The sequence below is a fragment of the Pannonibacter sp. XCT-53 genome (assembly GCF_009915765.1).
GTDB lineage: Bacteria > Pseudomonadota > Alphaproteobacteria > Rhizobiales > Stappiaceae > Pannonibacter > Pannonibacter tanglangensis.
This window is the reverse complement of record NZ_JAABLQ010000001.1, coordinates 2,136,803-2,150,149: the sequence shown is the minus strand read 5'-3', so window position 1 is coordinate 2,150,149 and position 13,347 is coordinate 2,136,803. Positions and strand designations below refer to the sequence as shown.

Sequence of the window (13,347 nt, the reverse complement as noted above, 5' to 3'; positions counted from 1 at the left end):
ACAGAGGAGTGATCGCAGGAATTTCGCGGGAAAAGGCGCGGGACGGGCTCAGGCCCGTCCGGTCACCTTGAGGGCGAAGGCCTGGACCAGCGCCACTTCCTTCAGCCGGTCGAACCGGCCGGAGGCGCCGCCGTGTCCGGCCTCCATGTTGGTCTTCAGCATCAGGAGGCTGTCGCCGGTCTTGACCGCGCGCAGGCGGGCCACCCACTTGGCCGGCTCCCAGTAGGTCACGCGCGGGTCGGTCAGGCCACCCACCGCCAGGATCGCCGGATAGGCCTTTGCCGTGACATTGTCATAGGGCGAGTAGCCGGCGATGTAGTCGTAGGCCTCGCGGCTGGCGATCGGGTTGCCCCATTCCGGCCATTCCGGCGGGGTCAGGGGCAGCGTGTCGTCGAGCATGGTGTTGAGCACGTCGACGAAGGGCACCTCGGCAATGATGCCGCCGAACTTCTCGCCGCCCATGTTGGCCACCGCGCCCATCAGCATGCCGCCGGCCGAGCCGCCCTGCGCGACGATGCGCTCATGCGCGGTGAAGCCTTCGCCGACGAGATGGTCGGCTGCGGCGAGGAAATCGGTGAAGGTGTTGCGCTTGAACTCGCGCCGGCCCTTCGAATACCAGGCGTAGCCCTTCTCCTTGCCGCCGCGGATGTGGGCGATGGCATAGACGAAGCCCCGGTCGACGAGGCTGAGGCAGTTGGTGTTGAAGCTCGCCGGGATCGAGATGCCATAGGAGCCATAGCCATAGAGCAGGCACGGCGCGGAGCCGTCGAGCGGCGTGTCCTTGCGGTAGAGCACCGACACCGGCACCAGCTCGCCATCGGCCGCGCGGGCCTGCAGGCGGCGGGTGACATAGTTGGCCGGGTCATGGCCCGAGGGAACCACCTGTTCCTTGCGCAGGGTCCGCTGGCGCGTCTCGACATCGTAGTCATAGGTGCGCGACGGCGTCGTCATCGAGGAATAGGTGAAGCGGATCAGGCTGGTGTCGAACTCGTAGCCATCCGAAAGACCCAGCGAGTAGGCCTCCTCGTCGAAGGCAATCGCGTGTTCGACGGCATCCACCAGCCGGCGCACGACGATGCGCGGCAGCCCGTCCTCGCGCTCCAGACGGACGATGAAGTCCTTGTAGGCGGTGACCGACAGGATCAGCCGGCCGCCCTTGTGCGGCACCAGATCGCGCCAGTTGGCCCGGCCCGGATCGCTCACCGGCGCGGTGACGATCTTGAAGTCTTCCGCATCGTCGGCGTTGGTGAGGATGTAGAAGCGGCCACCGCTCTCGTCGACGGAATACTCGACCGCCGTCTGGCGGGCCGCGATCAGGCGCGGCGCGCTGGTCGGGGCGTCCGCGGGAATGACATGGACCTCGGAGGTCTCGTGGTCATGGATGTCGATGACGATGTGGCTGCCCGACTGGGTCTTGCCGACGCCCATGAAGAAGCCGGCATCGGCCTCCTCGTAGACCAGCACGTCCGTCGCCGGATCGGTGCCGATCTCGTGGCGGAAGAGTTTCGACGGCCGGTGGTTGGCATCGACGCGGATGTAGAAGAGGTAGCGGCCGCAGGCGGAGAACACGCCGCCGCCGGCGGTGTCCTCGATCACGGTGGCCATGTCCGCCCCGGTCGCCATGTCCCGCAGCTTGAGGGTGTAGAACTCCGAGCCCTTGTCGTCATAGGCCCAGGCCAGGCGGCTGTGATCGGGCGCATGGGTGGCGCCAGCGAGCTTGAAATAGGCCTTGCCCGCAGCTTCCTTGTCGCCGTCGACGAGGATCTGTTCGTCGCCGCCGCCGCGCGGGGTCCGGGTCAGCAGCGGATGCTGGCCGCCGGTCACATAGCGCAGGCCGTACTCATACGGCCCGTCCGGCATCGGCACGGAGCTGTCGTCTTCCTTGATGCGCCCCTTCATCTCGGCAAAGAGCGTGTCTTGCAGCGCCTTCGTCGGCGCCATCTGCGCCTCGAGATAGGCGTTCTCGGCCTCCAGATAGGCCCGGATGTCCGCCGCCAGGACGGACGGATCCCGCATGACCTCCTGCCAGTTGTCGGCCCTGAGCCAGGCGTAGTCGTCCTGGCGGGTGATGCCGTGGGTGGTCAGGGTGAGGGGGCGCGCTTCCGCGCGCGGAGGAAGAACGGTCTTGGTCATGGCGCCGAGGTAGGTTGTTTTGCAGGGCTTGGCAAGGGTCTGCCGCCAGGGGATCAGGCCGGAAAGGCTGTAACGGGTGCGGAACCCGCGCGGGGCAGGGTGACCGTGACCGACAGACCGCCCTCCGGGTGGTTGACGATCACCAGCGTACCCGACCAGGCCTTGACGATGTCTTGCAGGATGGCAAGGCCGAGCCCGGTGCCGGCGGCCGAGGTGTCGAGCCGGGCGCCGCGTTCGAGCAGCCTGTCGATGCGGTCCGGATCAATGCCGGGCCCGTCGTCGCGGATGGTGAGGCTGCCCTGGTCCGCCGCACCCCCGGCAAGGGTGATCACGACGCGGCCTGCGGCATGACGACTGGCGTTCTCGAGCAGGATGCCGAGGGCTTCGGCAAGGTCGGCCGGGTCGATGCGCAGGAGCAGCGGCGCGGCCCCCCCAAGCTCGAAGGTCAGGCGCTGGCCGTCGGGACTGCGTTGCACGACGGCGATCACCTGCGCGGCCACCGTGGCAGCGTCGCAGCTCAGCGCCCGCGCGCCGGCGGCGAGGCGCGCCTGCGCCAGTTCCCGCTCCACGTGGCGGGACATGGTCTCGGCAAGGCTCCGGATGTCCTCGGCCAGCTCCGCCTGCCCCTGCTGCCGGAGCCGGCTGGCGTCACCGAAGAGCACCTGCAGCGGCGTCTTGAGCCCATGGGCGAGATCCTCCGCCCGCTGGCGGGCGCGGGTTATCTGCTGCCGCCGTGCCTCGAGCAACTGGTCGATGGCCTCGCCGATCGGCTGCACCTCCTCCGGAAAATCCTTGCCGAAACTCGCCTCCGGGTCCGTGCGGATGGCGGCCAGCCGCTGCCGCACCCGGCCAAGCGGACTGAGGCCGACCTGCACCTGCACATGCGCCGCCAGCATCAGCACCAGCGCGAGCAGGGCCAGATAGGGCAGGAGGTCATAGGCGAAGTCGCGGGTGGCCGCGGCAAGGTCGGCGCTGTCCTGCGCCACGGCAATCCGGATCCCCGTCCCGCCAAGCCGCGCGGGCAAGGTGACGTGGCGCTCCGAGACGACCAGGGTTTCCCCGGCGGGCCCCGCCAGCCGGTACTGGTGCGCCTCGATGGCCGGACGGGCGGCGTCCGGCGGCAGGGTCAGCGTGCTGTCCCAGAGCGAGCGCGACCGTTCCAGGATGCCCGCGCCCTCGATCTGCCAGTACAGCCCCGACAGGGGCGTGCCGAAGCGGGGATCCGGGGCCGGACGGGTGACCACGAGGAGGCCGGTGGCCGGATCCCGGTCGAGGCTCGCCAGAAGCTGTTCCATCTGCAGGTCGAGCGCGGCATGGGCCCGCCGTTCGACGTGCTGGGAAAACAGCAGCACCAGGCCGAAGGCCGCTGCCGCAAGCGCGACAAGGATGGAGACGGCCCCCGCCAGCATCAGGCGCAGGCGCAGCGAGCCGCGCGTCATGAGCCGTCACCTGCAATGACATAGCCGAAACCGCGCCGGGTCTCGATCACGTCCGGCCCCAGCTTGCGCCTGAGGCGCGTGACCAGCGCCTCCAGCGCATTGGCGTCGCGGGCGTCCTCGTCGCCGTAAAGATGATCGAGCAACTCGCCCGCCGGCACGACGCGGCCCATGTGATGGATGAGAAACGAGGTCAGCCGGTACTCCAGCGGGGTAAGGTTCAGCGGCACCGCGCCGCGCATCACCCGCATCTGCCTTGTGTCGAGGGTGAGCGGGCCGGCGCTGATTACGGGGCTTGCCACGCCGGCGGCCCGGCGGATCAGGGCGCGGGCCCGGGCCAGAAGCTCTTCCATGTGGAACGGCTTGGGCAGGTAGTCGTCCGCCCCGGCATCGATGCCTTCCACCCGCTCCGACCAGGCACCGCGGGCGGTGAGGATCAGCACCGGCACCGTCAGGCCGCCGGCGCGCCAGCGCCGCAGCACCGTCAGTCCGTCAAGGCGCGGCAGGCCGAGATCGAGGATGATCAGGTCGAAGGGTTCCGTGTCGCCGAGAAACCAGGCGTCCTCGCCCGTTCGGGCCAGCGTGACGACGTAGCCGCTTGCCTCCAGCGCCGCCGTGATGTCGCCCGCAATCCGGGGATCGTCTTCTGCGATGAGGATGCGCATTCACTCCTCCTCCCGCTCGAGGATCGCGCCGGTGGCCGCATCGACGGACAATTCGACCAGACGACCGTCCGGGGTCAGGATCTTCAGCTCGTAGAGCGCACGGCCGTCCTCGGTCTCCAGCTCCGCATCGAGCACCTTGCCGGGCATGGTGGCGGCGATCCGGCCGAGGATCTCGGCGAGCGGCCGGGCGCGCTGGGCGAGCACCGCGTCGCGCGCGCGGTCGTGATCCTCGTCGTCGGCCCGCACCGGCCCGGAGGGCGGCAGGACGAACAGGCCGAGAAGACCAAGCAGGACAGGCAGGATCAGGGGCTGGCGCATGGTTGCAGTGATAGCGCCGCCAAGCTGACAAATCCCTGACAGCTGCCGGCAGCCGGCTGTCAGGGCCCCTGTGCGACAAGGCGTTCCATCGGGCGGCACACCGCCGCCTGCCCTGGAAAGGAACCACACCATGCGCAAGATCCTGATTGCCTCCTGCCTTCTGGCCGCTGTCGCCGCCGCCCCGCTCGGCGCCTCCGCCTCCGATGTCAATCTGCCCGTCAACGTGCCGAAGGACCAGTGGTTGTCGGTGGAACAGATCGCCGCGAAGTTCAAGGCGGACGGGTATGACGTCCGCAAGGTCGAGATCGATGACGGCGTCTACGAGGTCTATGCGATCGACGCCAAGGGCATGCGCCTTGAGGCCCATGTGCATCCGGCGACGGGCGAGATCCTCAAGAGCGGTCAGGACGACTGATGCGCGGGCCCTCGCAGGCCGACCCTGCCGGCAGCAGCGCGCTGCTGCCGGCGACCGTCCGGGTCTGGGACCCGGTCGTGCGCCTGTTCCACTGGAGCCTCGTGGTCCTGTTTGCCGTTGCCTGGCTGAGCGGCGACGAGCTGCAGGCCCTGCATGAGGCCGCCGGCTATGCGATTGCCGGTCTTCTGGCCCTGCGCGTCGTCTGGGGGCTCGTCGGGACGCGGCATGCCCGCTTCTCGGACTTCCTCTACCGTCCCGCCACGGTGGTCCGCTTTCTCGTCGACACCGCCCGGGGCCGGGCCCGCCGCTACATCGGCCACAACCCGGCTGGCGGGGTCATGATCCTCGCCCTGATCGGCGTGCTCGCAAGCCTCTGTGCGACGGGCGTGCTGATGACGACCGACCTTTTCTGGGGCGTGTCCTGGGTCGAGGAGCTGCACGAGGGGCTGGCCAATGCCGCGCTCCTCCTCGTCGGGCTGCATCTCGCCGGGGTCGGCATCGCCAGCCTGGAGCACCGGGAGAACCTCGTCAGGTCGATGATCACCGGCCGCAAGCGGGTCTGAGCCTTCCGGCCGTCACTTTCGCGCGAGGCGATTGACGGCCGTGACGGTTCTGCGAGTGTGGTCTGGATGCTGCTCGCCCCGGACCGGCGGCCGCAGAAGACGGTCGCCCGGGCCATGATTGCGGTGGCCATGCGCGACGCCCTGTTCGACAAGGCCCGGGTGTCAGCCCGGGTTTCCGGCGTCTTCCTGCTGGTGTCGATTGCGATGTTCGCGGTTGTCGCGATGAAGGCGGGGTAGCCGGTTCCTGCCCCCGGTGCATCTCTCCCGTCTGGCTCCCTGGTCTGGCCTCCCTCAGCCCATGGCAACGCGCCGGGTGCGCCTGTCGCGCAGGAGGAGGGAGAGGACGACGGCGGCGTTGACGAGGTTCCAGGCGGCGCCGTTCAGGAAGGCGGCGGTGTAGGAGCCGGTAAGGTCATAGATGAAGCCCGACATCCAGCCGCCGATGGCCATGCCGAAGATCGTCGCCATGATGACAAAGCCGATGCGCTGTCCGGCCTCCTGCGCGGGCAGGTATTCGCGCACGATGACGGCGTAGCTCGGCACGATGCCGCCCTGCGACAGGCCGAAGACCAGCGACACGACATAGAGCGAGGTCAGCCCGTCGAAGGGGATGTAGAGGGCGAGCGCCAGCCCCTGGCCGACCGACCCGACGAGCAGGGCAACAAGGCCGCCGAACCGGTCGGCAATGACGCCGGACACCAGCCGGCTGACGATGCCGCCCATCATCATCAGCGCCAGCATCTCGGCCCCCGGCGCGACGCCGTAGCCGAGATCGACGCAATAGGCCACGATATGCACCTGCGGCATCGACATGGCGATGCAGCAGGCAAGACCTGCCAGAACCAGCAGGCCCTGCAGCGCCGCCGGCGACAGGCCAAGATCGCGCGGGCCGTGTCCGCCGCCGGAAGGCCCCGCCTCGCCCGGCCGGACGAGCGGGCCGGCATGACGGCGGGTGCGCAGGAGCAGCGTCAGGGGCACCATGGTGACCAGCAGGATGACGGCGATGGCGAGATAGGTGCTGCGCCAGTCACCGGCGGCCAGCCCCCACTTGATGAAGGTCGGCCACAGGGCGCCGGCAATGTAGTTGCCGCTGGCGGCACAGGCGATGGCAATGCCGCGCCGGCGCTGGAACCAGTGCGACACGTCGGCCAGCAGCGGCCCGAAGGTGGCCGCGGTGCCGAAGCCGATGAGGGCGCCCTGGATCAGGGCGAAGACGAGGAGACTCGGCGCGACGGCAGCCAGCGCATAGCCCGCCGACAGGGACAGGGCGGAGCCGATCACCGGCAGGATGATGCCGGCCCGGTCCACCCAGCGCCCGACGACGAGGTTGCCGACCGCAAAGCCGATCATCGCCAGCGTGTAGGGCAGCGACGCCCCGGCCCGGTCGACACCGAACTCGGCCTGCACCGCCGGCAGCACCACCACGACGGACCACATGCCCACCCCGCCGAGGGTGGACAGGAGAATGGCAATCGCCAGGCGGAACCAGGCATAGGCCCCGTCCGGGTGCATCTGGTCGTCGGTAAAGGCAGCCTGGGGCACAGCGATCTCCGGAAGGGGCAGGGGCGAACTGGCGGCGGGAGTTGGGGGCGGGACCAACGGGCGCGGGGCGGACCCGCGCCCCGGACAGGATAGACGGTCCGCCCGCCCGGGGCCATCCTCCCCGATCGGGGAGGGCAAGGTCAGGGTCGGACCGGGGTCATGGTGGGGGCATTTCAGGCGGCGATCAGCAGCATCATCCCGGCGAGGATGACGACGGACCAGCCGAGCCGGTGCTTCAGGTGACCTTCGCCGAGCAGCAGGCTGCCGGCCAGCACCGTCAGCGGCACGCTGAGCTCGCGGATCGGGGCGACGAAGGCGACCGGGGTGAAGGTGAGCGCATAGAGGACGAGGATGTAGGCGAGCGGATTGAAGAAGGCGATGGCGAGCAGCGACAGGCGGTGATTGCGCCAGTGCGCGGCCACCAGCTCGCGCCGCTTCAGCGCCACCGGGGAGAGCAGGATCGAGCGCCCGAAGCTCGAGACATAGTCGAGCAGCAGCGGCGGGATCATCAGCACCGAGACCGAGTAGGCGTCCCAGGCCGTGTAGATGCCGATCAGCACGCCGGTGCCGAGGCCGAAGAGCAGCGACGTGGTGACGTCGGCCCGCCCCTTGCGAAAGCCGCCCGTGAGGAAGGCGACGCCGGTGACCATGACCAGCGCCCCCACCGCCATCTGCGGCGTCACATGTTCGCCGAGGAGTAGGACGGCAAACAGGGTGGACAGCAGCGGCCCGGTCGCGCGGGCGGTCGGATAGACCAGCGACAGGTCGCCCTTGCGGTAGCCCACCTGCAGGAACAGGAAATAGGCCATGTGCACCAGCGTGCTGCCGCAGATGAACAGGATCTGCCAGGGCCCGAAGAAGGGCCGTTCCACCAGGATCACCCAGAGCGCCACCGGCAGGTACAGGATCACGGAGAGGACGGAGAACAGCCACACCAGCTCCGGCCCGCCGCCGACGCGCTTGACCAGCACGTTCCAGGTGGCGTGGCAAAAGGCAGCGGCGAGAACCAGGGCAAGGCCAAGGCTCGACATGACGGACCTCGAGGAGGGGCCGGGACAGCCGGCGGAGGGGAGACTTCGGTCCGGTCGGGGGCGGGCGGGCCAAGTCGGCGGGAACTCCCTCCTGAATAGCAGGGCCAGCCCGAATTATGAAGCTTTTGTGACGGCCGCGCGTGTCGGAAAAGCGGCGTCTTGCGGAGCCGGGAAGATCGGGTGGAGAGAATTGGGCGGGGCGGCAGGCACCGCCCGGCCGCGGTCGGGCGCAGGCGGTCCCGTCGTCCGGGACCGCAGCGGCGAGGGCGGACCGCCTCAGCGCTTCAGCGTGGCGGCAACGGCCTCGGCAAGCGTGACGGTCGGGCGGCCGATCAGCCGCGACAGGGCCTTGCCGTCGTCGAAGAGATCGCCCCGGGCGGTGGCGGTGTCTGCATCGGCGAGGGCATGGGCGAAGCCCTCCGGCAGCCCGACCTGCACCAGCAGGTCCTTGAAGGCGGCCTCGCTCATGTCGGTGTAGGCGACCGGCTTGCCGGACTGGCGGGCAATCTCGGCGGCCAGATCGGCCTTGGTGAAGGACGTGTCGCCGGCCAGTTCGAGGATCGTGCCGGACGCTGCCCCCTGCCGCAGCACGGCGGCGGCGGCTGCGGCATAGTCGGCCCGCGCGGCGGCGGAGATGCGGCCCGCACCGGAGGCGCCGAACACCGCGCCATGCTCGATCGCCGCCGGCACCGAGCCCATGAAGTTCTCCAGATACCAGCCGTTGCGCAGGATCACATGAGCCAGGCCCGACCGGGCAAGATGAGCCTCCGTGACCGCGTGTTCGGCCGCCAGCAGCATGCCCGACTGCGGCGCGCGCAGGATCGAGGTGTAGACGAGAAGCGACACCCCGGCCGCCTTCGCCGCATCGATGACGGCCGTGTGCTGCGCGGCGCGGCTGCCGACCTCGGAGGAGGAAATGAACAGCAGCCGGTCGACACCGGCCAGCGCCGGCGCAAGGGTCTCGGGACGGTTGTAGTCGAAGACCACGGCCTCGGCGCCAAGCGCGACAAGATCGGCCACCTTGGCCGGGTCACGGACGAGCAGGCGCAGCGAGGCGGCCGGTTCGCTCGAGAGCAGGGACGTGACGACGAGGCGGCCGAGTTCGCCGCTGGCACCGGTGATGGCAATCATGATCAGGCTCCGTCTGCGGCCCGCCGGCCCATGCCGGGGGCGATGGACGTGGTATGACTCCAAAACTTTCTTTTGGTAAGTACGCACCAATTTGTTAGTATGAGGACACCAACCCGGAGGCCTGGACATGACCGACGACCGATGGCGCGATGCGACTGGCACAGGCACAGGCACAGGAGCCGAAGCGGGCGCTGATGCTGACCCTCGCTCCGGCTCCGGCAGCGGGAGGGGAGACGCTGCCGGTCCGATGCGCGGCGCGCCGCTCTCCGACCTGATGCGCCAGGGTGTGCTGTTCAACGAGGCCTGCCCCTCGCGCGAGGTCCTGAAGCATCTCACCAGCCGCTGGGGCGTGCTGGTGCTGCTGGCGCTGCTGGAGGACATGCACCGCTTCAGCGCCTTGCGACGCAAGGTGGGCGGCGTCAGCGAGAAAATGCTGGCGCAGACCCTGCAGCAGCTTGAGGCGGACGGTTTCGTGAGCCGCACGTCGCTGCCCGTGGTGCCGCCGCATGTGGAGTATCGCCTGACCGACCTGGGACGCGAGGCGGGCGAGCGTGTGCGGGTGCTGGCCGACTGGATCGAGGTCAACATGCCCCGCATCGCCGCGGCGCAGGCCCGGCAGGGGGAGACCGACCGGCCCGCGTCCTAAGGCGCCGGCGGGCCGATGCGGCGGACCTCGCGCCTGACGCAAGGTTGACCGGGCGGAGCAGCCTGCCTCTTGCAGCGTGTACTCGAGAAATCCCGGGCGAAACACGGGTCTCGCAGTCCGGCGGGAAAGGGCTACGTGAAATCACGTGCCCAATCGCACCCGTGTCCCTTGCAACCGGTGCCAAGAAGTTCCAATTCAACCGAAAATTTTAACTTCCTCCTCCTAGCCTCGGACGCGGACCCGTCCGGCCCGACCGTCGAGACCAGCCGAAGAGTGAGCATGACGCCCGCCGCACCCGACATGACCATCCTCGCCGTGCTTGCGCCCTTTGCGGCTGCGGCGATTGCGCCCTTCGCCGTCAGGATCCTCAAGCACAATGCCGCCTGGCCGCTGGCGATCGTGCCCTTCCTGATCTTCGTGCACTTCGCGGGCTATCTGGCCGGCGTGTCCGCAGGCGAGACCTACACCATCGCCCGGGACTGGGTGCCGCAGTACAACGTCAGCCTGTCCTTCTTCATTGACGGCCTGTCGACGCTGTTCGCGCTGCTGATTTCCGGCATCGGCACCTTCATCATCCTTTATGCGGGCGGATACCTGAAGGGGCATCCGCAGCAGGGACGGTTCTTCTCGTTCCTGTTCCTGTTCATGGGGGCGATGCTGGGCCTCGTGACGGCCGACAACCTCATCACCCTGTTCATCTTCTGGGAACTGACGTCGATCACGTCGTTCCTGCTGATCGGCTTTGACCACCTGCGCGCCGCCTCGCGCCGCGCCGCGCTGCAGGCGCTGCTGGTGACCGGCGGCGGCGGTCTCGCGCTGCTGGCCGGGTTCCTGCTGATCATCCATGCGACCGGTCAGACGGAGATGTCCGCGGTCCTGACCAGCGGCGACACGCTGCGCAACAGTGCGCTGTACCTGCCGATCTTCCTGCTGGTGCTTGGCGGTGCCTTCACGAAGTCGGCGCAGTTCCCGTTCCATTTCTGGCTGCCGAACGCGATGGAGGCACCGACCCCGGTCTCCGCCTTCCTGCATTCGGCGACGATGGTGAAGGCCGGCGTCTATCTGCTGATGCGCGTCCATCCGGTTCTCGGTGGCACCGAATTGTGGACGACGGTGCTGCCGGTGTTCGGCGGCATCACCCTGCTGGTCGGCACGATCCTCGCCGTGCGCCAGACCGACCTGAAGCTGATGCTGGCCTACACCACCGTCGCCTCGCTTGGCCTCCTCGTCATGCTGACGGGCACGAGCAGCGACAGGGCGCTGGAAGGCGCGGTGCTCTATCTGTTCGCCCATTCGCTGTTCAAGGGCGCGCTGTTCATGGTTGCCGGCACGATCGACCACGAGGCCGGCACCCGCGACGTCACCAAGCTCGGCGGTCTGCGCAAGGCGATGCCGATCACCTTTGCCGCCGCGGCCCTCGCCGGCCTGTCGATGGCCGGCCTGCCGCCCTTCATCGGCTTCATTGCCAAGGAAGTGCTCTATTATGGCACCTGGGGCCTGCCGCAGGGCGCGCTGGCGCTGACCATCGTTGCCGTGATCGGCAATGCCCTGATGCTGGTCATCGCCGCCGGCGTGGCGGTCAAGCCCTTCTTCGGGCCGGAGACGCACACGCCCAAGCATGCCCATGAAGGCCCCGTCCTGCTGTGGGCCGGCCCGGTGGCCCTGTCGCTTGCCGGCCTTGCCGCCGCGCTGATGGCGAACACGACCGGGGCGCTGTTCATCGGTCCGATGCTGTCCTCGCTGAAGGGCGTGCAGACCACGGTCGAACTGGTGCTGATCCCGCCCTACATCTCGGCTCCGCTGATCCTGTCGATCATCACGGTGGCCCTCGGCGTGGTGCTGTTCCTGCAGCTGGACCGGCTGCGCGGCCTGATCGCCACGATCCTGGCGACCATCGGCTGGGGGCCGGACCGCGGCTTCGACCAGGTGGTGGCAGCCATCGTCCGCGTCTCGGCCGCGCTGACCCGCGTGCTGCAGGGCGGCAAGATGCAGACCTACATGATGCTGACCTTCGCCATGACCGGAGCGGCGCTGCTGCTGCCGCAGGTGCTGACCGGCAGCTTCCCGGCCGTCCCGGCCTGGCCCGAATTCCGCTTCTACGAATGGGCCGTCATCCTGATCGCCGTGATGGGTCTTGTCGCGGTGCTCCTGGCCAAGACCCGTCTGACCGCGATCATCTCGCTCGGCATCCAGGGCTTTGCCGTGGCCACGCTGTTCATGCTCTTCGGTGCGCCGGATCTCTCCTTCACCCAGTTCATGATCGAGACACTCTCGGTGGTGGTGCTGGCGCTGGTGATGACCCGCCTCAACCTGTCGCCGCGTGACCATCGCCCGCTCGGCTCCAAGATCGTGACCGGCGTCATCGCCGCCTCGGTAGGCGCCGGCTTCGCCCTCACGCTGATGGCGATCACGCAGCAGCCCTTCGACGCGCGCCTGTCGGAATTCTTCGCCGAGTTCAGCCGCCCGATCGCCCATGGCCGCAACATCGTCAACGTGATCATCGTCGACTACCGCGGCTTCGATACGCTGGGCGAGATCGCGGTCGTGGTGCTCACCGGCCTTGCCGTGCTGGGGCTGATCCGCGTCAAGACGAAATCCGACAAGGCCGAACCGGCCCAGAAGACAACCAGGGCGGCCAAGGCCGCGCAGAAGACGGTGGAGGCCCGCTGATGCGTACGGTGATCTTCCGCGCCTTCGCCCCGTTCATCACGGCGCTGATGGTGCTGTTCTCTTTCTTCGTGCTGCTCAGGGGGCACAATGAACCCGGCGGCGGCTTCATCGGCGGCCTGATCGCCGCCTCGGCGCTGGCGATCTACGGCATCTCCGCCGGCGTCGCGCCGGCCCGCCGTGCGCTGAAGGTGCATCCGATGAGCATTGCCGGCTTCGGTCTGCTGCTGGCGGCCGTTTCCGGCCTCCTGTCCCTGTTCAAGGCGCAGGCCTACATGACCAGCCAGTGGGCGGCCGTGCATGTGTTCGGCGTGCAGGTCGACCTGTCCACCCCGATGTTCTTCGACATCGGCGTCTATCTCGTGGTGGTCGGTGCAATCGGCTCGATTGCGCTTGCCCTCGAGGAACGGGAGAGCGACTGATGGAAGCCGGCTTCTCGATCCTGATCGGCCTGTTCTTCGCCGTCGGCGTCTATCTGATGCTGTCGCGGCAGATCATCCACATCCTCATCGGCATCACGATCCTCGGCAATGCGGTGAACATGCTGATCTTCACTGCCGGGCGTCTCATGCGCGAGGTGCCGCCGGTGATCCCGATTGACCTCTACGTGCCCGCCGGTGCAACGGCCAACCCGCTGCCGCAGGCGCTGGTACTGACGGCCATCGTGATTTCCTTCTCCTTCTTCGCCTTCCTGATGGTGCTGGCGTTCCGCACCTATCAGGAGCTGGGCACCGACGACGTCAACGAGATGCGCGTCGCCGAGCCCAAGGGCGAGGCGCTGCCGCCGCAGGGGTACTGAT

At 68.5% G+C, this 13,347-nt stretch carries 14 protein-coding genes; 7 read left to right on the top strand and 7 right to left on the bottom strand.

Annotation, left to right across the window (positions count from 1 at the left end; all coding sequences use genetic code 11):
* Positions 1-48 precede the first annotated feature (48 nt).
* Genes GWI72_RS09545 through GWI72_RS09530 form a run of 4 tightly spaced genes read right to left on the bottom strand, consistent with a single transcriptional unit; the run spans position 49 to position 4,552 of the window.
* Positions 49-2,133: a S9 family peptidase gene (locus GWI72_RS09545; protein WP_161708491.1), complete on the bottom strand. Its 2,085-nt coding sequence runs from the start codon at positions 2,131-2,133 to the stop codon at positions 49-51.
* 53 nt (positions 2,134-2,186) lie between these two features.
* Positions 2,187-3,572: a sensor histidine kinase gene (locus GWI72_RS09540; RefSeq protein ID WP_161708490.1), complete on the bottom strand. Its 1,386-nt coding sequence runs from the start codon at positions 3,570-3,572 to the stop codon at positions 2,187-2,189.
* Positions 3,569-4,234 (bottom strand): response regulator transcription factor, encoded by a 666-nt coding sequence (locus GWI72_RS09535; protein ID WP_161674307.1) that lies wholly within the window; start codon positions 4,232-4,234, stop codon positions 3,569-3,571. Before GWI72_RS09535 ends, GWI72_RS09540 begins: the two co-directional genes overlap by 4 nt.
* On the bottom strand, positions 4,235-4,552 hold the full coding sequence (locus GWI72_RS09530; protein ID WP_161708489.1) for a PepSY domain-containing protein: 318 nt from the start codon (positions 4,550-4,552) through the stop codon (positions 4,235-4,237).
* Positions 4,553-4,682: 130 nt separating this feature from the next.
* Between GWI72_RS09530 and GWI72_RS09525 the strand changes: the two genes are divergently transcribed.
* From GWI72_RS09525 to GWI72_RS09515, 3 genes are all read left to right on the top strand, one after another.
* Complete coding sequence (locus GWI72_RS09525; RefSeq protein ID WP_161674303.1) at positions 4,683-4,967, top strand: PepSY domain-containing protein; 285 nt, start codon at positions 4,683-4,685, stop codon at positions 4,965-4,967.
* The gene (locus tag GWI72_RS09520) at positions 4,967-5,530 is read left to right on the top strand and encodes a cytochrome b/b6 domain-containing protein (RefSeq protein WP_161708488.1); all 564 of its coding nucleotides are present in this window, start codon (positions 4,967-4,969) and stop codon (positions 5,528-5,530) included. The genes GWI72_RS09525 and GWI72_RS09520 overlap by 1 nt, the downstream gene beginning before the upstream one ends.
* Positions 5,531-5,596: 66 nt before the next feature.
* Positions 5,597-5,767 (top strand): hypothetical protein, encoded by a 171-nt coding sequence (locus GWI72_RS09515; RefSeq protein ID WP_161708487.1) that lies wholly within the window; start codon positions 5,597-5,599, stop codon positions 5,765-5,767.
* 54 nt (positions 5,768-5,821) lie between these two features.
* On the opposite strand, the gene GWI72_RS09510 is transcribed toward GWI72_RS09515, so the two are convergent.
* From GWI72_RS09510 to GWI72_RS09500, 3 genes are all read right to left on the bottom strand, one after another.
* Positions 5,822-7,042: an MFS transporter gene (locus GWI72_RS09510; RefSeq protein ID WP_161709140.1), complete on the bottom strand. Its 1,221-nt coding sequence runs from the start codon at positions 7,040-7,042 to the stop codon at positions 5,822-5,824.
* Between the two features lie 203 nt (positions 7,043-7,245).
* The gene (locus GWI72_RS09505) at positions 7,246-8,103 is read right to left on the bottom strand and encodes a DMT family transporter (RefSeq protein ID WP_161674298.1); all 858 of its coding nucleotides are present in this window, start codon (positions 8,101-8,103) and stop codon (positions 7,246-7,248) included.
* A 276-nt stretch (positions 8,104-8,379) separates the two neighbouring features.
* Positions 8,380-9,234, bottom strand: a complete 855-nt coding sequence (locus GWI72_RS09500) for an SDR family oxidoreductase (protein WP_161708486.1) — start codon at positions 9,232-9,234, stop codon at positions 8,380-8,382.
* A gap of 247 nt (positions 9,235-9,481) precedes the next feature.
* On the opposite strand from GWI72_RS09500, the gene GWI72_RS09495 reads away from it, so the two are divergent.
* From GWI72_RS09495 to GWI72_RS09480, 4 genes are all read left to right on the top strand, one after another.
* The gene (locus GWI72_RS09495) at positions 9,482-9,880 is read left to right on the top strand and encodes a winged helix-turn-helix transcriptional regulator (RefSeq protein WP_161708485.1); all 399 of its coding nucleotides are present in this window, start codon (positions 9,482-9,484) and stop codon (positions 9,878-9,880) included.
* Positions 9,881-10,159: 279 nt separating this feature from the next.
* A complete protein-coding gene (locus GWI72_RS09490) occupies positions 10,160-12,550 on the top strand; it encodes a putative monovalent cation/H+ antiporter subunit A (RefSeq protein WP_161708484.1) in 2,391 nt (796 codons plus the stop codon).
* Entirely contained in the window at positions 12,550-12,969 is a 420-nt protein-coding gene (locus GWI72_RS09485) for a Na(+)/H(+) antiporter subunit B (protein ID WP_161674290.1), read from the top strand. The genes GWI72_RS09490 and GWI72_RS09485 overlap by 1 nt, the downstream gene beginning before the upstream one ends.
* Positions 12,969-13,346, top strand: a complete 378-nt coding sequence (locus GWI72_RS09480) for a Na+/H+ antiporter subunit C (RefSeq protein ID WP_161708483.1) — start codon at positions 12,969-12,971, stop codon at positions 13,344-13,346. The genes GWI72_RS09485 and GWI72_RS09480 overlap by 1 nt, the downstream gene beginning before the upstream one ends.
* Position 13,347: the final 1 nt, after the last annotated feature.